Below are 19,246 nucleotides of genomic sequence, written 5' to 3'. Positions count from 1 at the left end.
ACCCAAGACAACATGACTCAAGAGAAACCCAGCGTTCCCTACTGGCACCTCTGGACCGACGCGGACGGCGTCAGCCACCAGACCCGCTGCGCGCTCACCGATTTCGACATGAAGTCGATGCAGCCGCCGGCCGACCCGCAATGGCAGGGCACCAAGACCCATGACGGCGCCACCGTGATGGTCACGGTCCAGCCCGTGGGCTGGACGGGGGCGTGGCACGAGAATCCGAAGCCGCAATGGATCATCCCGCTCTCGGGCCGCTGGTTCGTGGAATCCATGGACGGCACCCGCGTCGAGATGGGGCCGGGCGAGATCTCCTTCGGCGAGGACCAGAACACGAAGGTCGTGGACGGACGCCGGGGGCACCTCTCCGGCACGGTGGGGACCGAGCCCGCCGTGCTCATGGTGGTGCAGTTCGATGGGCCGTCGACCATCGCGACCCCGTGCCGGTTCCGGTAATCTCATGACGGGGTTCGACATCGTCGATCCGCGCTTTGCCGGGTACCTCCTGGGCAATGCCGAACTCGAGGAGATCGCCACGGGCTTCCGCTGGATCGAGGGGCCGGTCTGGATGGGAGACGCCGCGTGCCTGCTGTTCCAGGACCTGCCGCGCGACCGCACCATGCGCTGGAGCGAGACCGAGGGGCTCTCGGTCTACCGTTCCCCCTCGAACTACGCCAACGGCCAGACCCGCGACCGCCAGGGCCGCCTGATCGCCTGCTCGCACCGGGGCCGCTGCCTCACGCGCACCGAGTACGACGGAGCTCTCACCACGCTCGTCACCCACCATGACGGGCGGCGCCTCAACGCGCCGAACGACGTGGTGGTGGCCTCGGACGGCGCGATCTGGTTCACCGATCCGGTCTACGGCATCTCCAACGACTACGAGGGCGGGCGTCAGGTCTCGGAGCAGCCGCCGGCCCTCTATCGTCTCGATCCGGCGTCGGGCGAGGTCCGCGCCATGGCGACCGATTTCGACGGGCCGAACGGCCTCGCCTTCTCGCCCGACGAGCGCAGACTCTACGTGGCCGAGACCGGCGACCAGAGCCGGCCCGATCCGCGCCAGTACATCCGCGCCTTCGACGTCGGCCCCGGCGGGGCGTTGTCGGGCGGCGCGGTCTTCCACACCATCGCGCCCGGCTATTGCGACGGGATGCGGGTGGACGAGGACGGCAACGTCTGGAGCAGCGCCGCCGACGGGGTGCATTGCATCGATCCGGAGGGCCACCTCCTCGGCAAGATCCTGGTGCCGCACCGGGTCTCGAACCTCACCTTCGGCGGTCGGATGAAGAACCGCCTCTTCATCGGCGGCTCGCACACGCTCTACGCGATCTTTCTCAACCGGCGCGGGGTGCAGACGCCATGATCCGCGCCCTCGACCGCATCCGCCTCGTCAGCGCCGATCCCGAAGCCCTGGCCGGGTTCTACACCGCCGCTCTCGGCTTCTCGCGGCGTCCCGCGACCCGCCCGGCCGCCGGCGAGACCGTGGTGTCCCTGCGCCTCGGGGCGATGGCCGTGGACCTCGTCGGCTATGCCGATCCGGGGCGGCCCTATCCCTCCGACGTGCCGGGCTGGAGCCCCCTGTTCCAGCACATCGCCATCGTGGTCTCGGACATGGGGGCCGCCCACGCGCGGCTCGCCACGATGGCGGGCTGGCGGGCGATCTCCACGGCCGGCCCCGAGCGCCTGCCGGCGGCCTCGGGCGGCGTGAGCGCCTTCAAGTTCCGCGACCCCGAGGGCCACCCCCTCGAATTCCTGGAGTTTCCGGCCGGTCGGGCACCGGCGGCGTGGCGCGGCGCAGGCGCGGATGTCTGCCTCGGCATCGACCATTCCGCGATCTCGGTGGCCGAGACCGAGGGGAGCCTCGCCTTCTACGCGGGGCTCGGCCTCACGGTCTCGGCCCGCTCCACCAATGTCGGGGATGAGCAGGCCCGCCTCGACGATGTGCCGGACCCGCGTGTGGCGGTGACGGGCCTGCGGCTGCCGGACGGCCCGACGCCGCACCTGGAGCTTCTCTGCTACGCGGGCGCCTTCCCGCGCGCCGGCCTCGCGTGCGGCGATCGCGACATCGCCGCCACCGTGCTGGTCTTCGCGAGCCCGGGCGTGCCGGTTCCGGATGCCGCGCCGAGGCCGGTGCGGGACCCGGACGGTCATCGCCTGTGGCTGCCGTAGGCGTCGCCCCCAGGACGCGGCGTCAGTTCGGTGCGCGAAGCCGGTCCGCGATCCAGGCGAGGGCCGCCGCGAGATCCTCGAAGGCCGCCGGGACCGGATGCCGGAGTTCGCCGAACCCCGCTTCCAGGAACCAGCGGCCGGCCGTCTCCCCGTGATCGGGCGAGAGCCGGACGAGGATGCCCACGAGCGCATCGTCCGCCAGGACGAGCCGGCCGTCCTCGTCGTCGCTCCCGGTCCGCACGCGCACGGCCTGAAGGCGGAGCGTCATGGGGCGGGCGCGCGCTTCAGGTGAAGGTAGGCCGGATCGAACTCCGCGCGCTTCGTCAGGCCCGCCCAATCGTGGATCACGAGGCGCTGGCCCTGGAGCGTGAGCAGCCCCTCGCCGCGCAGTTCCTGCAGGACGCGGTTGACGTGGACGTTCGAGACGCCGATCGCGTCGGCGATGTCGCCCTGGGTCAGGGCCATCTCGCAGGCATGGTTCTCGGCCAGCCCCATGGCGTGGAGCTTGAGGTAGAGCTCGCAGAACAGGTGGGTGATCCGGCCCGAGGTCGAGCGGCGGCCGATATTCGTCATCCATTCGCGGAAGATCGCCGCATCCACCAGCGTGTCGCGCCACAGGGCGGCGGTGATGCCGGGATGGGTGCGGGTCAGCTCGCGCAACGCCTCGTGGGGAATGAACGCCACGGTGCAGGCGGTCAGCGCGCCGAGGTTGTGGTCCATCACCGGCAGGTGGAGGCTCTGCAGGTCGGGGATGTCGCCCGGAATATGCACCGAGAGGATCTGACGCTTGCCCTCGTCCAGCAGCTTGTAGCGGAAGGCCCAGCCCTCCAGCATCAGGCAGCACTGCGTGGGATGATCGCCGTCCCGCACGATGTCCTGACGCGCCGGGAGCTGCCGACGGGTCATCGGAAGGCGCTCGATGGCGCTGCGCTCCGCGTCCGAGACGGTGATGATGGATTTCAGCTTCCGGATAAGCAGGCCGAGATCGGCGCCGGCTGCGAAGCTCATGTCGAAATCGCCTTTCCTGCGCCGGGGCGGCACCTCCGCACGGCGCATGTCCGGCCGCCTGCGACGCGCAATCCGTTAGCACATCGCTCCGGGCTTGGCGGCAGGAAGATGTTTCCTTCGCTCCCGACCCGACCCGCGCGATCGGGCGGGGCAAGGTGACGCCCGCGCCGGGCCATGACGCGGTCCGTCCGCGGGGCCGGCCCGGCAAGACCGGTCCCGGCAACGCCGCGTGACCCGCGCGTCGTCCGGTTTGAAAAATGAACATTGAATGCGCTTTGCCGCAGTGGACGCGCCGCACATCCGCACCGTACAACGATTCCAAATACCGGGCCTGCATCTGCGCCTTCGGGTCGCGCGCAGGTCGCGACGGAAGATCGGGGTAGGAACGCATGATTCGTCTGAACCTGAACGGCGCGATCCGTGAGGTCGAGGCCGAGCCGGACACGCCCCTCCTCTGGGTCATCCGCGAGCAGGCGGGTCTCACGGGCACGAAGTACGGCTGCGGCATCGCCCAGTGCGGCGCCTGCACGGTGCATATCGACGGCGCGGCGGTGCGCTCCTGCTCCATGCCGGTCTCCAGCCTGACGCCGGACCAGAAGATCGTCACCATCGAGGGCCTGTCGAAGGACCGCTCGCACCCGGTGCAGAAGGCCTGGGCCGAACTCGACGTGCCGCAATGCGGCTTCTGCCAGTCCGGCATGATCATGGCCTCGGCGGCGCTGCTGGCGCAGAACCCGCACCCGAGCGAGGCAGAGATCCGCACCGAGATCACCAACATCTGTCGCTGCGGCACCTACAACCGGGTTCTCGCCGGCATCAAGCTCGCGGCCGATGGCGGCCAGGCCGGTTGAGGAGAGAGCCATGACGATCTCCACCAGCAAGTCCCCCTCCCGCCGCGCCTTCGTCGCCGGTGCGGTCGCGGCCGCCGGCGGCCTCAGCCTCGGCTTCCACGTCCCCTTCGTGGGCGATGCCGCCGCGCAAGGGGCCGCGCCCGCGCTCACGCCCGAGGTCAACGCCTGGGTGGTGATCAAGCCCGACGAGACCGTGGTGATCCGCATCGCCCGCTCCGAGATGGGCCAGGGCACGCTCACCGGCCTCGCCCAGCTCGTGGCCGAGGAACTCGGCTGCGACTGGTCCAAGGTGACCACCGAGTATCCGACGCCGGGTCAGAACGTCGCCCGCGGCCGGGTCTGGGGCGATTTCGGCACCGGCGGCAGCCGCGGCATCCGCGAATCGCAGGACTACGTCCGCAAGGGCGGGGCCGCCGCCCGCATCATGCTGGTCGAGGCCGCCGCCCAGGGCTGGGGCGTCGCCCCGGACGCGTGCCGGGTCGAGAAGGGCGTGATCAGCCACGCGGCCTCCGGCCGGACCACCACCTTCGGCGCGGTGGCGATGGCGGCGGCCAGGATCACCCCGCCGAAGGACATCGTCCTCAAGGATCCCAAGGACTGGACCATCGCCGGCAAGCCGGTCAAACGCCTCGACACCGTCGAGAAGACCGATGGCAGCCAGATCTACGGCATCGACCTCACGATGCCGGGCCTGCTGAACGCGGCGATCCGCGACTGCCCGGTCTTCGGCGGCACCGTGAAGAGCTTCGACGCCAAGGCGGTCGAGGGCATGCCCGGCGTGCGGAAGGTCGTCGCGGTGGGCGATTCCGGCGTGGCGGTCATCGCCGACACATTCTGGCGCGCCAAGACCGCCGTCGAGGCTCTGCCGATCGTCTGGGACGACGGCCCGAACGGCAAGGTCTCGAGCGAGAGCATCGCCGCGATGCTGCGCGAGGGGCTCGACGCCGAGGATGCCTATGTGGGCAACAAGGGCGGCGACGTCGGGGCGGCCCTGAAGGGCGCGGCCAAGGTCGTGGAGGCGACCTACGGCGTGCCGTTCCAGAACCACGCCACCATGGAGCCGATGAACGCCACGGTGCGCTGGACGCCGGAGCGCTGCGAGGCCTGGGCGCCGACCCAGAACGGCGAGGCGGCGCTGGCCGCCGTCGCGGAGGCCGCCGGCCTCTCCGCCGCCAAGTGCGACGTCTACAAGCTCCTGCTCGGCGGCGGCTTCGGCCGGCGCGGCGCCACCCACGACTGGCTGCGCCAGGCCGTCCTCATCGCGCGCGAGATGCCCGGGACCCCGATCAAGCTGATCTGGACCCGCGAGGAGGACATGACCCACGGGCGCTACCACCCGATCACCCAGTGCCGGATGCGCGCGGGCCTCGACGCCGACGGCAACGTCACCGGGCTGCATATGCGCATCTCCGGCCAGTCGATCCTGGTCTCGGTGGCGCCGAACCGGATGGTGGACGGCAAGGACCCGGTGGTGTTCCAGGGCCTCAACCCCGGCGGGGCGGAGGCGGCGATCGGCTACGCGATCCCGAACATCCTGGTCGATCACGCCATGCGCAACCCGCACGTGCCGCCGGGCTTCTGGCGCGGCGTGAACATGAACCCCAACGCCATCTACCTCGAATGCTTCATGGACGAGCTCGCCCAGGCGGCGGGGCAGGACCCGCTCGCCTTCCGGCTGAAGCTGATGGAAAAGCACCCCAAGCACCGGGCCGTGCTGCAGGCGGTGGCGGACAAGGCCGGCTGGGGCACCGAGCCCCCGGCGGGAATCCACAGGGGGCTGGCCCAGATGATGGGCTTCGGCTCCTACGTGGCGGCCGTGGCCGAGGTCTCGGTGGGCGATGACGGCACGGTCAAGGTCCACCGCATCGTCGCGGCCACCGATCCGGGCCATGCGCTCAATCCACAGCAGATCGACGCGCAGATCGCCGGCTCCTTCGTCTACGGCCTCTCGGCGGCGCTCTACCAGGAATGCACGGTCAAGGACGGACGCATCGAGCAGACGAACTTCGACACCTACCCGGTGATGCGCCTCGATGCGATGCCGGTGGTCGAGACCATCGTGATGCCGTCCGGCGGCTTCTGGGGCGGTGTCGGCGAGCCCACCATCGCGGTGGCGGCTCCCGCCGTGCTGAATGCCATCTCCGCCGCCACCGGCAAGCGCGTGCGCCAGATGCCGGTGAAGAACACCGATCTGCGCCGGGTGTGAGGCGTCTCCGCGCGCTCGCGGCCTGCCTGCTGGCGTGGCCGGTCGGAACGGCCCCGGCGGCGGACCTGCGTTCTCCGCCGGGCGCCTCCTCGTGCGCCGGCTGCCATGCCGAGGGCGCGGCGATGGGGGCGCTCGACGGGCGTCCGGAGGCCGAGATCGCGGCGGCGCTCGCCGAGTACCGCTCCGGCGCACGCCCCGCCAGCGTGATGGGCCGCATCGCCAAGGGTTTTTCGGAGGACGAGAGCCGGGCGATCGCGGCCTACCTGTCACGTCGGGGGCCGCCGTGAGCACGACGCGCCGCACGCTCCTCGCGACCGGGGCGGCGCTCGCCCTGGCCCGGCCGGCGCTCGCGCGGGCCACGCCCAAGGTCGTGGTGATCGGCGGCGGCTTCGGCGGCGCCACCGCCGCGCGGGCGCTCCATGGCGGCGGCCTCGACGTGACCCTGGTCGAGGTCAACCCGACCTACGTGTCCTGTCCCTTCAGCAACGAGGTCATCGCCGGGCTTCAGCCGATGGAAGCGCAACGCTTCGGCTACGAGGCCCTGGCCCGCGCCGGCATCCGGGTGGTGCATGCCGCCGCCACGGGCATCGATGTGGCCGCGCACCGGGTCACGCTCTCCGACGACAGCACCCTCGCGTATGACCGCCTCGTGCTCTCGCCGGGCATCGACCTGCGCTTCGATGCCATCCCGGGTTACGACGAGGCGGCCGCGAGCCGCATGCCCCATGCCTGGAAGGCGGGCGAGCAGACGCTCCTCCTCGCGCGCCAGCTCGCCGCGATGCCGGAGGGCGGCACGGTGGTGCTGTCGGCGCCGGCCAACCCCTATCGCTGCCCGCCCGGCCCCTACGAGCGCGCCAGTCTGATCGCCCACGTGCTGAAGACCCGCAAGCCGCGCGCGAAGCTGATCCTGCTCGATGCCAAGGACACGTTCTCGAAGCAGCGCCTGTTCCAGTCGGCCTGGAAGACGCTCTATCCGACCCAACTCGAATACGTGCCGCTGGCGGAGGGCGGGCAGGTCAGTGCCGTCGACCCGGCGGGGATGATCGTGCGCACCGACTTCTCCGAGTACAAGGCGGATGTCGCCTGCATCATCCCACCCCAGCGCGCGGGCCGGATCGCTTCGATCGCGGGCGTGGCCGATCGCAGCGGCTGGTGCCCGATCGACCCGGTCACCTTCGAATCCCGGCTCGTGCCGAACATCCACGTCATCGGCGACGCGGCCATCGCCGGGGCGATGCCGAAATCCGCCTTCTCGGCCAACGCGCAGGCCAGGGTCTGCGCGGACGCGGTGATCGACCTCCTCGCCGGGCGCCAGCCCGAGGCGCCCAAGCTGATCAACACCTGCTACAGCCTCGTGGCCCCCGGCTACGGCATCTCCGTCGCGGGCGTCTACCACCCGGCCGGCGGCGTGCTCGGCGATGTCGAGGGCGCCGGCGGGACCAGCCCCATCGACGCGCCGCAGTCCCTGCGGGAGCAGGAGGCGCTGTACGCCGCCGATTGGTACCGCACCATCACCCGGCAGGTCTTCGGGTGACGCGCCTTCGGGTGACGCGTCTTCGAGCGAGGCGCGCCGTGGCATGGGCCTGGATCGGCTGTGCGATCCTGATTTCGGGCGTTTCGGCGGGGGAGGGGGATGCCGGCCGGCTGCGCCCCGTGACCGTGATCGGCGGTGAGATTCCCGAGGCCCTGACCGAGACGCCGGGCGATCCTGTCCGGGGTCGCGCGCTCGTCATCGATCGTACGAAGGGCCTCTGCCTCCTGTGCCATGCCGGGCCGTTCCCGGAGGAGCGGTTCCCCGGTGACATCGGCCCCGACCTCTCCGGGGTCGGTGGACGGCGGTCGGCGGGCGCGCTCCGCCTGCGCCTCGTCGACGGCCGGGTCTTGAACCCGGACACCATCATGCCCTCCTATTACACGCTGTCCGGCACCACGCGCGTCGGCGCGGCCTGGGCCGGCCGGCCGGTGCTGGAGGCGCAGGCCATCGAGGACGTCGTCGCCTTCCTCGTCACCTTGCGCGACACCACGACGGAAAGGTCGGCGCCGTGATCCTCGATGAGCCTCATCGTCCGAGCCGCCGCGGCGTTCTCGCCCTCGGGACCGGCACGCTCGCGGTTGTCGCCCTGCGCCCCGTCGCGGCCGAGGCCGCGACCCGCACGGAGAGCACGGCCGAGGCCATCCGGCGCTTTGCCGGGGATGCCGAGATCCGGCCGGGCCGCATCCATCTCGACCTGCCGCCCCTGGTCGAGAACGGCAACGCCGTCACCATCACGGTCACGGTGGACAGCCCCATGAGCCCGGAGGACCATGTCCGCCGCATCGCCGTGTTCAACGACCGGAACCCGCAGCCCAACGTGATCACGGCGCATCTGGGACCCCTGTCCGGGCGCGCCGCCCTCACCACCCGCATCCGGCTCGCCGACACGCAGCGCATCACCGCCATCGCGGAGACCAGCGACGGCCGCTACTGGTCGACGACGGCCGACGCCATCGTCACCCTCGCCGCCTGCCTGGAGGGCTGATCCGCCATGGCCCGCACCCTGATCAACGTTCCCAAGACCGCCGAGGCCGGCGCGGTCGTGACGATCAAGACCCTGATCTCGCATCCGATGGAGACCGGCTTCCGGCCCGGCGCCGACGGGCGCATCATGGCCCGCGACATCATCACGGACTTCACCTGCCTCTACGATGGCGAGACGGTGTTTCGCGCCGAACTCTTCCCCGCCACCGCCGCGAACCCGTACCTGACCTTCACCCTCCGGGCGACGCGGACGGGGACGCTCAGCTTCGTCTGGCGGGGCGACAACGGTTTCGCGCAGACCGAGACCGCCACGCTGACGGTGACGTGAGACGCGCCGCGTCCCTGGCCCTCGGCCTGGCGCTGGCGGGAGCCGGAAACGCCACGGGGATTTCGGCCGCCGAGATCCCGCCCACCGAGATCCCGCCCGCCGCGCGGCGCTCGGGCTTCGACACCATGAGCCCCGCCATCCAGGCGATGCAGCGCGACGAGACCGCGAATCCCGGCCTGCTCTGGGTGCAGGAGGGCGAGGACCTCTGGGCGAAGGCGCCCGCCGCGGATCGTCCCGCCTGCGCCGGTTGCCACGGCGCGGCGGATGCGAGCATGCGCGGCGTCGCCGCCCGCTACCCGGCCTACGACGTCGAGAGCGGCGGCGCGATCGACCTTCAGGGGCGGATCAACGCCTGTCGCCGGAGACACCAGGGAGCGCCTCCCTTCCCCTACGAGAGCGGTGAGCTTCTCGGGCTTTCGGCCTACGTCGCCGCCCAATCGCGCGGGCTGCCGATCGTGCCGCCCGACGACCCGCACCTCGCCCCGGCACGGGAAGCGGGCCGGGCGCTGTTCACGCGGCGCATGGGTCAGCTCGGCTTCTCCTGTGCCGCCTGCCACGACGACCATCCCGGCCGCCGGCTCGGCGCCGCCCCGATCCCGCAGGGGCATCCGACCGGGTACCCGCTCTATCGCCTCGAATGGCAGGGCGTCGGATCGGTCCAGCGGCGCCTGCGCAACTGCATGACAGGGATGCGGGCCGAGCCCTTCGCCTATGGCGCGCCGGAATTCGTCGCTCTGGAGCGCTACCTGATGGATCGCGCGAGCCCGCTGCCCATCGAGACGCCGGCCGTCCGCCCTTGAAACGCCCGCCCGGTGCCGGGCACGGGGGATGCATTGTGCGGCGCAGCAATGGTAGGGAACGACACCGGCTGCGAGCGTGCGGGATGGTGCGTCCCCGGAACGCCGACGACAAGGAGTCTCGCGTGCACGTTCTCGTTCTCGGCAGCGGCGTCGTCGGCGTCACCACGGCCTATTATCTGGCCAAGGCCGGCCACCGCGTCACGGTGCTCGACCGTCAGGCCGGTGCCGGGATGGAGACGAGCTTCGCCAATGCGGGGCAGGTCTCGCCCGGCTACTCGGCGCCCTGGGCCGCCCCCGGGATTCCCGTCAAGGCGATGAGGTGGCTGCTGATGCGCCATCGCCCCCTGGTGCTCTTGCCCCAGTTCGAGCCCCGCTTCTACGGCTGGCTCGCCCACATGCTCGCCAACTGCACCCACGACGCCTACCGCCGGAACAAGGGCCGCATGGTCCGCCTCGCGGAATACAGCCGCGACGTGCTGGGCTCCCTGCGGGCCGAGACCGGCATCGCCTACGATCACCGCACGAAGGGCACGCTGCAGCTGTTCCGCACGGCCAAGCAGCTCGACCAGGTCGGCACCGACACGGCGATCCTCGATGCCTACGGCGTCGCCTACGCGGTGCTCGACCCGGCCGGCTGCATCGCCGCCGAGCCGGCGCTGGCCCGGGTCCGCGAGCGCATCGCCGGCGGCCTGCGCCTCCCCGGCGACGAGACCGGCGACGCGCACCTGTTCACGCAGGGGCTCGCGGCGATCTGCGCGAATCTCGGGGTCGACTTCCGCTACGGCGTGTCGGTGACGGCCCTGCGCCACGCGCACGGCCGCGTCACCGGTGTCGCCACCGAGGGCGGAGAGGTCTTCGGCGCGGATGCCTACGTCGCCGCGATGGGCAGCTACACCCCGGCCCTGCTGCGGCCGTTGGGCCTCAACCTGCCCGTCTATCCCGTGAAGGGCTACTCGCTGACCTTGCCGATCGACGATCCCGAAGCGGCACCGGTCTCCACGGTGATGGACGAGACCTTCAAGGTCGGCATCACCCGATTGGGAGACCGCATCCGGGCCGGCGGCACCGCCGAGCTCGCCGGCTTCAGCCAGGTGCTGCGCGGCCCGCGCCGCGCGGCGTTGGAGCGCTCGGTCGGAGATCTCTTCCCGCAGGGCGGCGACCTCGCCAAGGCCCGCTTCTGGACCGGATTGCGGCCGATGACGCCGGACGGAACGCCGATCGTCGGCGCGACGACCTACGCGAACCTCTACACCAACACCGGCCACGGCACGCTGGGATGGACCATGGCCTGCGGCTCGGGGCGCATGCTCGCCGACGTCGTGTCCGGCCGGTCGCCCGAGATCGCGCCGCAGGACTTTGCGATGCAGCGATACGCTTGACGCGAAGGGCACCGATCTGGTCTCTCCGTCCTCTGTCAGGGCGCTCCGGCCTGTCGGGAGAGGAGGACGGCGACCCCGGGGGGCGGGCGAGGGGATCGGAGGCGCGAATCCCGACCTCGGGCCGCGACGGTCGGCCGGAAGCCGGCGTCGAGGGCGGCTCCGCCAGGATCGCCGCGCTGCTCGACGGTGCCGCTCGGATACGGTATCGCCGGCCTGGACGCCGTCCGAAACAAGGTTGCCGGAGAAGCAAGTTTCAGAATCGAGCCGGAGGTTTTTTGCGACGTGACTGTTCCTGCCGATTGTATAATTACGCTTCCTATGCGAATTTGCTTGGGCCGACCAGGGTGTCGCTTCAGATTGTGAATGTCCTGAGTTGATATGTACTCGCGCTCTTCGAAGGGCGCGCGCGTGGCGGCCGGATATCTTGCCGCGTGGCTCCGATTTAGTTCGGTGCAATGTCCGGCGAGAAGGTCCGAGAGGTGCCGTCGACCCGAAGGTTCCAGAGGGGAACGATGCGATCTGAGGCGAGGACGGGGTGCATTTCTTGAAGCTGCCGACTTTCGATCGTGGCTTTCTGAGGAAAGCTTGGAAAAACGTGCGTCGGAAGCCTGCGGGCGTCGTCACACCCTCCGAGCGGAGCGCCGCGGTCACCTGGATCACGCTTCACGAGGGCGGCGTCCTTCTGGCGCTGGCGCCGGGCACGCATCGCAACGAGATCCAGGTCCGGATTCGCTTCGCCGGCGAGGCCGCGCGGAGGCTTCCGGTCGAATCGGCGGGCCGCCACAAGAAGATCGACCTCGCCTATGCACCCCTGCGTTCGAGCCTGTCCGCGCATCCGGGCTCCTGCACGATCACCGTGACGGTGCGGGGGCAGGCGTATCACGAGCATTTCGAGGTCGGACCGGAGCTCTATTCCGGATGCTTCGACGGAATTCGCGACTACCGGCTCGAAGGATGGCTCGCGCCGCTGTTTCCGACCACCGCGCCGAGCGTCTGTCTGGTCGTCGACGGGGTGAGCGGTGATCCCGTCGCCCTCACGCGGTATCGCGGCGAATTTCAGTTCATGGTCACCGGGCAGGGCGGCTGGAACGGGTTCTCCCTTCCGCTGCCCGTCTCGGCTCTCGACGGAAAGCCGCATCGTCTCGCCATCAGGGCCGGGGCGACGACGCTCCCGTTCGGCACTTGGAGCAGCCAGCCGAAATACAACATCGATGCGGTGGCGCCGAACCACCTCAGCGGCTGGTACTTCGATCCCGCCATCGCCGACGCGCCGACGACCCTGCGGATCGTACGGAACGGCGTGACCCGGTCCGAGATCAAGACCCATCTGCGCGGCGACGTCCGGGCGGCGTTCGGGCGTGAGACGGCCGGCTTCCTGTTCTCCCATCAGGACATCCAGCCGGAGAGCGAACTCGTCGTCGGTCCGGAGGGCTCGAGCCTCGTTCTCGGGCGTTTCGGGAACGACGTGCATCTGCGGGTTCGGGAGCAGCGGGCCCTGGCGCGCATGCGGCTCCTCGAAGGGGGCCGGCCCGACGTGAGCCTGATCGCGCGCCGGAGCATCCGCGCCCGCATGACCGAGACCGAGCGTGTCCGGGGACATGGGCCCATCACGTTCCAGCCGGTGATCGCGGCGGAAACGATTCCCGTCGCGGCCGACGCCGCCGCCAACCGCAACCCGGCGCCCTGGAAGCCGCGCAAGTCCGCTCCGATCTGCGCCATCCTCCCCGTCTACAAGGGACTGGCCGATCTCAAGCTCTGCCTCGCATCCCTGCTGCCGCAACTCCGGGCCGGTGCGGTGCGGGCCATCGTGATCAACGACGGATCGCCGGATCCGGAGATCGCCGGCTATCTCGCTCAGGTCGCTTCCGAGAACCATCCGGGCCTCGCGATTCTCGACAATCCGAGCAATCTCGGCTTCATCGGAACCGTGAATCGCGGGTTCTCCCTGCTCGAGCCCGACGAGGACGTGCTCCTCGTCAACGCGGACACGATCCTGCCGCCCGGCCTTCCGGAGCGGCTCGCGCGTCACTGTCACGCCCGGCCCGGCATCGCGTCGGTGACGCCGATGTCCAACAACGCGACGATCCTGAGCTTCCCGAACGTCGTGAATTCGAGCCCGCCGGCCCTGGGCCTCGACGTGGCCGCGATCGATCGGGCCTTCGCCGAGCACGGTGCGGCCCCCGTGGAGATTCCGACCGGCGTCGGATTCTGCATCTACTTCAATCGTCAGGCCCTCGACGAGGTCGGTCCGTTCTCGCCCGAATGGGGGCGGGGATATTGCGAGGAGGTCGATTGGTGCCTCACCGCCCGGGACCTCGGCTGGATCCACCTCGCGGCGACGGACACCTTCGTGCTCCACGAGGGCTCGGTCTCGTTCGGCGTCGCCGAGCGCCAATCGATCCTGGCAATCAATCACGTCCGGCTGGAGAAGCGCTACCCGGAATATCTGAGCGAGGTGTTCGCCTTCATCCGCGCCGATCCCCTGGAGGACCTGCGCACGGATGTCCTGCTTCGCCTCCTCGTCGGGCGGTTCAAGTCCCTGACCCTGCACCTGATGCATGGTCTGGGTGGCGGCACGAAGCGCTATGTCGAGGACATCCAGGGGCTTCCCCGGTCGGCGGACCACGAGATCGCCGTCCTCGCACCGGTGGCGGATCGCGGTGACGACCCGCGCCTGCTGCTGAGCTTCAACGGCGCCGGCGTCACCCTGACGCTGAATCCGGACCGGATCGAGCGGACCCTCGCGGCGATCGAGGCGGCCGGTGTCGCGATCCAGATCCACGTGAACTCGCGCCTGACCTTCCGGAGCGACTTCCTGGCGGCGCTGCTCTCGGGCGCGCGGCCCTACACCGTGACGCTGCACGACTTCCAGTGGTATTGTCCGCGTGTCCACCTCACGGACGAGCGCCATACCTATTGCGGCGAACCGACCTCCTCGGTCTGCCAGCTCTGCGTCTCGGGCGGCGTCGAGCACAATTTCGCCGACCACACCGCCCTGATCGAGAACGACCTCGAGGCCTGGCTCGCGTTCAATGCCGGGATCCTGAAGCGGGCGACCCGGATCCTGACGCCCTCGGACGATACGGCGCGCCGCTATCGCAGACGCCTGAACCTGCCCGACATCGTCGTCGCGCCCCACCCGGAGCCGCGGCTGCACGGGACGGCACCGGTGGTCTCGCGGGCCGGCCGGTCCAGGGGCAGCCTGCGGATCGCGGTCGTCGGCGCGATCGGACGGGTCAAGGGATTCGACGTGCTCGTCCGCATGGTGGAGCGGGCGGCGCGCGACCGCATGCCGTTCTTCCTCACCATCGTCGGCTACACCTCCGACGACGAGCGCCTCGTGCGCTACAAGAACGCCGCGGTGACGGGGGCGTACAAGCCCTCCGAGTTGAAGGCGAAGCTCGACGAGATCGACCCGGACTTCGTGTTCCTGCCGAGCATCTGGCCGGAGACCTATTCCTACGTGCTGTCGGAGGTCTGGGAGGCGGGCTATCCCGTCGTCGCCTTCGACATCGGAGCGCCCGCCGCACGGATCAAGGCCATGGGCGGTGGCGTGGTGATCCCGTTCACGCGGGACAGTCGCATCATCCTCGAGGCCCTGATGGGCGCCCGTGACATGTTGGCGACCCTGGAGCCCATGCGTCCCGAGCCGACCTTCGTGCCCTCGCTGGACGCCTATTATCGGCAGCCTGGGCCGGAGGCGGGAGCCCCGGATGCGGCCGCCTCGCCGGGTGCGCCGCGGCAGGCAGGCCACGCCGTCGACGACCCGAACGAAGCCGGTCGCGTCATGAGGGCGGTCTCATCGTGAGGGCGGTCTCGGCGACGTAGGATTCCGGCCCGCCCGCTCCGGCGTGGGATCGCCCGCCCCGCGAGGAGGCCGGTCGGCATGCCGGCAGGCGCGCGCGGCGCTCCCCGCACGAAACGCCGTCCGGGGGCCCGGAAGGTGCCGCCGCGCTGGACGTCCGGCCACCAATCCTGTCTGATCGCCTGAACAGGGAGGAGCGCGCCTCATGTCGGACGACAGCCAGGATCAGGGCCGGCTCACGCGCGCGGCGAGCTTCGTTTTCCTGCACACCGAGCACGCGATCTACGCCGCGCTCGGCGTCCTGCTCGCTCTTGCCGCCGTCGTGGCGCTGGTCGACGCCGCCGCGCTGACCTGGGGGGCGTTGCGCAGCCTCGGCGGGGCCGACCAGATCCTCGAGGTGGTGGACCGGCTGCTGTTCCTGCTGATGCTGATCGAGATCCTGCACACGGTGCGGGTGTCGATGCGCTCGGGCAAGCTGACCTGCGAGCCGTTCCTGATCGTCGGGCTCATCGCCTCGATCCGGCGGGTGCTGGTGATCACCCTGCAATCCTCGGAGATCACCCACGCCAAGGACTGGTCGCCGGAAAAGCAGGCGCTGTTCCAGGCCTCGATGATCGAACTCGCCGTCCTGGCCGGCCTGATCCTGACGATGGTGTTCGCGATCTTCATGCTCCACCGCGCCCGCGACGACGGCAAGCCCGCGGGCGAGGAATCGCAGGAGCAGGCCGGCGCCTGAGCGGCCGCGCGCCGAACCGTCCCGCGCTTCGTCTCCAGGTCCGGTCTCAGACCAGACCTCGATGAAACCGAGTATGAGGCTGACCGGATCGGCGCGGCGTGATTCCGCAACGGACGGTACGCCGCGATGAGCGGCCCGACGGACAGCACGGATAGGTGGAGTTTTCTTGAGATGCTCCAGGGCCCGCTATTCGCGACCCGAGCGACCAGAACTCTTTCCCGAGGTTACATCGCTGTTCGGGAAAGTGGTGCTGCTGGACAGGATTGAACTGTCGACCTCTTCATTACCAATGAAGTGCTCTACCACTGAGCTACAGCAGCGATCTGTCCGTGGCGGCGGCGATGGCCTCGCGACCGGACGGAGGGGGAAGTAGCCGATCGGGGACCCCTTGGCAATCGCATTGCGGTGAATCTCGTCGGTTTTGCGCGCGGCCGTGTCCGTCTGCCCGGAGCGGTGCCCTCGGAGCACGATCCGGCGCTCAGGCGAGCGCGCCGGTCTCGCGCTTGCAGGCCGCGCGGATGATGGCGGCGAGACCCGCCTCGGCCACCGCCTCGGCGGCATCGGAGGGCGTGAACCAGCGATCCTCCCGCTGGTGGCGCTCGGGCCAGTGCTTCAGCTGCTTGCGCACCTCCAAGGGAAACACCTTCACCTGGCACAGGACCGCGTCACGGCTCTTGAGGCGCTTCTCGTAGAGGTAGAACCCGAGCGGGCGCTTGCCGATGGTGCCGATCAGGCCCGCCTCCTCGTAAGCCTCGCGCGCGGCCGCTTCGTAGGGCTTGCGGCCCTTCATCGGCCAGCCCTTGGGAATGACCCAGCGCCGGCTCTCGCGCGACGTCACCAGGAGGATCATGTAGCCACCGTCCGGCGTCCGCCGGAACGGCAGCGCCCCGACCTGCCGCCGCGGGGCCAGATCCGCATCGCCCGCAATCGCACTCATGGATTGAAAACGCGCCCCCGCGGCGCGGGTTCGAACCGGACGGGTCTCCGCGCGCGGCGCGGCGGCGCGGGATGCCCGTCCCGCGGGCGAGGGGCTCGGCGGAGAAGGGCCGGCGCCCGGAGCGGATGAGCGGTGTCCACGTCTGTCGTAGTCCCGAAGGGCCGTCTCGAGGCCCGATGCAGTTTCGAGGGCGGCCGGTGGCGGCGAGCGGCGTCGCCAGGGGCCGTGCGGGAAGGGAATCGTCGCGCCGCGCGGCCGGCCGGGCGGACGCGATCACGCCTCGCCTTAGCGCCAAACGCCGCGATCGCCCAAGAGAAATTTATCCGGCAAATCATTCCGGACCGCCGGGGCGCGTCGTGCCCGGCCGACGTCAGCCCGCGGCGCTGAGATTGGCGATGAGCGCATTGAGGTCGGCCCGCATCGCCTGGACCTCAGGCTCCGACATGTTGAGCTGGCACATCACGGATTCCCGGACGGCCGTCGCTTCCGCGCGCAGATCCCGGCCCCTGGGCGTGAGCGCGATCTCGACCTCGCGCTCGTCCGAGCGTCGGCGGTTCCGCACCAGGAAGCCGGCCGTTTCCAGGCGCTTCAGCACGGGGGTGAGCGTTCCGGAATCGAGCCGCAGGCGCCGCCCGATCTCGGAGACCGTGACGCCGTCCGTCTCCCACAGGACGAGGAGCACGAGGTATTGCGGGTAGGTCAGTCCCATCCGCTCCAGCATCGGACGATAGGATTTCGTCATGCGGTGCGCCGCCGCGTAGAGGGCGTAGCAGAGCTGATTGTCGAGGAGCAGCGGGTCGATCAGGGGCGCCGTCGTCTCGCGCGGAGCGTCTACCATACATGCCATGCCACTTGCTTCCCGAAGCCGGCCGCTGACGCGGCAGCGGGGGGAGAGCCGCCTTCGGACCCCTCCCGGCCGCGGACGATAGCGGACCCAGGTGCTTCCAGTATATGCACGTTTCGCCGCAGTCGTGACAGCCGGACGGCGTTCTTCGAGGTGGAGCGAATGTTGCCCATCCCCTGCGCCGTGCAAGTTCCGTGACACGGCCTGCGAGGCGAAGGCCCCGTCTTGCCGGAACGCGGGTTTGCCGGAACGCGGGGTGCGCGGGCGATGAGCGCCCTCAGGCCGCTCGGCTTTCGGGCGGGTGCTCCGCGATCAGCACCAGGACGTCGTCCCAGCGCGAGACGAAGGCCGCGACGCAATCGGGATCGAAATGGCTGCCGGAATGAGCCTCGAGGTGCCGGCGGGCCTCGTCCGGCGACCAGGCCTTCTTGTAGACCCGCTCGGAGATGAGGGCGTCGAACACGTCGGCCACGGCGATGATCCGGCCGGCCAGAGGGATGTCGGTGCCCCGCAGGCCCTGGGGATAACCGTGACCGTCCCAGCGCTCGTGGTGGGTCAGGGCGATGTCGGAGGCGAGTTGCAGCAGGTGCGAGGGGCTGTCGTAGAGCATGCGGTATCCGCGCAGGGCATGCTGCTTCATCTCCTCGCGCTCGGTCTCGCTCAGGGCGCCGGGTTTCATCAGGATCGTGTCGGGAATGCTGATCTTGCCGATGTCGTGCATGGTCGAGGCCAGGCCGACATCGTTGGCGTCCTGCTCCGAGAGCCCGAGTCCGTCCGCGATGGCGATGGCGCAACCGGCGACGCGGGTGAGGTGGCCTCCGGCCTGATCGTCGCGAAACTCGGCGGCGAGCATCAGGCGGCGGATGATCTCCCGCTCATGGGCGGCGGTCTCGGCCACGGCGCGCTCCACGGTGCGGGCCATCCGCCGCGTCTGCTGTTCGGCCGTGCGCCGCACGAGGGCCAGTTCCAGGAGGTTGCCGACCCGCGTCGTGAGGTCGAGTGCCTCGACGGGACGTGCGATGACGTCGGTGGCGCCCGCCGCGATCGCGGCGCGTCGAACCGCCGCCGCATCGCCGCCGGCGAGCATCAGGATCGGCGTGCGGGCGTGCTCCGGCATCGCGCGCAGGCCCGCGACGAGGTGGATGCCGTCGTCGGTCTCGCCCTGGAGACCTTCGCCCGCGTCGATCACGATCAGGTCGCAGGCCTGGCCGCGCAGGGCCTCCGGCGCATCGGAGAGGCCGATCACCAGCCGCGAGGCGCAGGCCAGCGGAGACAGGGCCTCGATGAGCGGCAAGGGTGTCGCGCTGGCCACGAGGACGATCAGGGCCGTGCCGGCTTCGCGCGCCATCCATCCCATCCCCGGTCGCCGCTCCCGCGCGGCACCCCGCTGGCACCGCCCGACCCGACCTTGAGCGCGCGCATCCTGCTCGCCGCATGGTTAAGCAATCCTGAACCGCCCGGCCCGCCGCGCGCCCATTCCGCGCCCCGGCCTTTCGCGCCCGGGGCCATCACTTGAAGGGTCTCGGGCGGTCCTGAGTGAGGATGGCCTCGAGGTCGTCGTGGCGCCAGGCGGCGGTCTTTCGGCGTGTCTCGAGGCTGTCCTTGCCGGACGCGGCGCGGATGTCTGGTTCAGCCTCGCGCAGTGCCTCGGCCCAGGTGGGA

19 protein-coding genes and 1 tRNA gene are annotated in these 19,246 nt (G+C 70.4%); 14 read left to right on the top strand and 6 right to left on the bottom strand.

The genetic code is table 11. From position 1 onward, the window contains the following. Positions 1–12: 12 nt before the first annotated feature. Genes MKK54_RS18370 through MKK54_RS18360 form a run of 3 tightly spaced genes read left to right on the top strand, consistent with a single transcriptional unit; the run spans position 13 to position 2,172 of the window. On the top strand, positions 13–459 hold the full coding sequence (locus MKK54_RS18370; protein WP_244012824.1) for a cupin domain-containing protein: 447 nt from the start codon (positions 13–15) through the stop codon (positions 457–459). A 4-nt stretch (positions 460–463) separates the two neighbouring features. After that, positions 464–1,366, top strand: coding sequence for an SMP-30/gluconolactonase/LRE family protein (locus MKK54_RS18365; protein ID WP_244012822.1), 903 nt, complete (start codon positions 464–466; stop codon positions 1,364–1,366). Continuing rightward, positions 1,363–2,172, top strand: a complete 810-nt coding sequence (locus MKK54_RS18360; protein ID WP_244012820.1) for a VOC family protein — start codon at positions 1,363–1,365, stop codon at positions 2,170–2,172. Before MKK54_RS18365 ends, MKK54_RS18360 begins: the two co-directional genes overlap by 4 nt. Positions 2,173–2,194: 22 nt before the next feature. Here the strand turns inward: MKK54_RS18360 and MKK54_RS18355 are convergent, their stop codons facing one another. Next, on the bottom strand, positions 2,195–2,440 hold the full coding sequence (locus tag MKK54_RS18355) for a hypothetical protein (RefSeq protein WP_244012818.1): 246 nt from the start codon (positions 2,438–2,440) through the stop codon (positions 2,195–2,197). Beyond that, on the bottom strand, positions 2,437–3,180 hold the full coding sequence (locus MKK54_RS18350) for a Crp/Fnr family transcriptional regulator (RefSeq protein WP_244012816.1): 744 nt from the start codon (positions 3,178–3,180) through the stop codon (positions 2,437–2,439). The genes MKK54_RS18355 and MKK54_RS18350 overlap by 4 nt, the downstream gene beginning before the upstream one ends. 389 nt (positions 3,181–3,569) lie before the next feature. Here MKK54_RS18350 and MKK54_RS18345 point away from each other — a divergent pair, with 389 nt between their 5' ends. The 11 genes from MKK54_RS18345 to MKK54_RS18295 all read left to right on the top strand — a co-directional run bounded on the left by MKK54_RS18345 (position 3,570) and on the right by MKK54_RS18295 (position 15,803). After that, positions 3,570–4,031, top strand: coding sequence for a (2Fe-2S)-binding protein (locus tag MKK54_RS18345; protein WP_244012814.1), 462 nt, complete (start codon positions 3,570–3,572; stop codon positions 4,029–4,031). 10 nt (positions 4,032–4,041) lie between these two features. After that, positions 4,042–6,237, top strand: a complete 2,196-nt coding sequence (locus MKK54_RS18340) for a xanthine dehydrogenase family protein molybdopterin-binding subunit (protein WP_244012812.1) — start codon at positions 4,042–4,044, stop codon at positions 6,235–6,237. Further along, positions 6,234–6,524 (top strand): c-type cytochrome, encoded by a 291-nt coding sequence (locus MKK54_RS18335; protein WP_244012810.1) that lies wholly within the window; start codon positions 6,234–6,236, stop codon positions 6,522–6,524. Before MKK54_RS18340 ends, MKK54_RS18335 begins: the two co-directional genes overlap by 4 nt. Next, positions 6,521–7,771: an NAD(P)/FAD-dependent oxidoreductase gene (locus MKK54_RS18330; RefSeq protein ID WP_244012808.1), complete on the top strand. Its 1,251-nt coding sequence runs from the start codon at positions 6,521–6,523 to the stop codon at positions 7,769–7,771. Before MKK54_RS18335 ends, MKK54_RS18330 begins: the two co-directional genes overlap by 4 nt. A 38-nt stretch (positions 7,772–7,809) precedes the next feature. Then, the gene (gene soxX, locus MKK54_RS18325; protein ID WP_244012806.1) at positions 7,810–8,283 is read left to right on the top strand and encodes a sulfur oxidation c-type cytochrome SoxX; all 474 of its coding nucleotides are present in this window, start codon (positions 7,810–7,812) and stop codon (positions 8,281–8,283) included. After that, a complete protein-coding gene (locus MKK54_RS18320; protein ID WP_244012804.1) occupies positions 8,280–8,756 on the top strand; it encodes a SoxY-related AACIE arm protein in 477 nt (158 codons plus the stop codon). Before soxX ends, MKK54_RS18320 begins: the two co-directional genes overlap by 4 nt. Before the next feature lie 6 nt (positions 8,757–8,762). Then, positions 8,763–9,083, top strand: a complete 321-nt coding sequence (gene soxZ / locus MKK54_RS18315; protein ID WP_244012802.1) for a thiosulfate oxidation carrier complex protein SoxZ — start codon at positions 8,763–8,765, stop codon at positions 9,081–9,083. Next, positions 9,080–9,883 (top strand): sulfur oxidation c-type cytochrome SoxA, encoded by an 804-nt coding sequence (gene soxA, locus MKK54_RS18310; RefSeq protein ID WP_409564207.1) that lies wholly within the window; start codon positions 9,080–9,082, stop codon positions 9,881–9,883. The genes soxZ and soxA overlap by 4 nt, the downstream gene beginning before the upstream one ends. 122 nt (positions 9,884–10,005) lie before the next feature. Then, positions 10,006–11,262: a D-amino acid dehydrogenase gene (locus MKK54_RS18305; RefSeq protein WP_244012800.1), complete on the top strand. Its 1,257-nt coding sequence runs from the start codon at positions 10,006–10,008 to the stop codon at positions 11,260–11,262. A gap of 595 nt (positions 11,263–11,857) precedes the next feature. Continuing rightward, positions 11,858–15,070, top strand: a complete 3,213-nt coding sequence (locus tag MKK54_RS18300) for a glycosyltransferase (RefSeq protein WP_244012798.1) — start codon at positions 11,858–11,860, stop codon at positions 15,068–15,070. A 202-nt stretch (positions 15,071–15,272) separates the two neighbouring features. Beyond that, positions 15,273–15,803 carry a phosphate-starvation-inducible PsiE family protein gene (locus MKK54_RS18295; RefSeq protein WP_244012796.1) on the top strand — a complete coding sequence of 177 codons (531 nt, stop codon included), beginning with the start codon at positions 15,273–15,275 and terminating at the stop codon, positions 15,801–15,803. Between the two features lie 245 nt (positions 15,804–16,048). Here the strand turns inward: MKK54_RS18295 and MKK54_RS18290 are convergent. The 4 genes from MKK54_RS18290 to MKK54_RS18275 form a co-directional block, all read right to left on the bottom strand. Next, a tRNA-Thr gene (locus MKK54_RS18290) sits at positions 16,049–16,123 on the bottom strand. A 158-nt stretch (positions 16,124–16,281) separates the two neighbouring features. After that, entirely contained in the window at positions 16,282–16,740 is a 459-nt protein-coding gene (locus tag MKK54_RS18285; RefSeq protein ID WP_244012793.1) for an NUDIX hydrolase, read from the bottom strand. 370 nt (positions 16,741–17,110) lie between these two features. Further along, complete coding sequence (locus MKK54_RS18280) at positions 17,111–17,578, bottom strand: MarR family winged helix-turn-helix transcriptional regulator (protein ID WP_244012893.1); 468 nt, start codon at positions 17,576–17,578, stop codon at positions 17,111–17,113. Positions 17,579–17,861: 283 nt separating this feature from the next. Then, positions 17,862–18,932 carry an HD-GYP domain-containing protein gene (locus MKK54_RS18275; protein WP_244012791.1) on the bottom strand — a complete coding sequence of 357 codons (1,071 nt, stop codon included), beginning with the start codon at positions 18,930–18,932 and terminating at the stop codon, positions 17,862–17,864. Between the last annotated feature and the right edge of the window lie 314 nt (positions 18,933–19,246).

The sequence above is a fragment of the Methylobacterium sp. J-068 genome (assembly GCF_022829445.1).
Classification (GTDB): Bacteria; Pseudomonadota; Alphaproteobacteria; order Rhizobiales; family Beijerinckiaceae; genus Methylobacterium.
The sequence above is the reverse complement of the archived record's forward strand: the minus strand, read 5'-3'. Positions and strand labels throughout refer to the sequence as shown.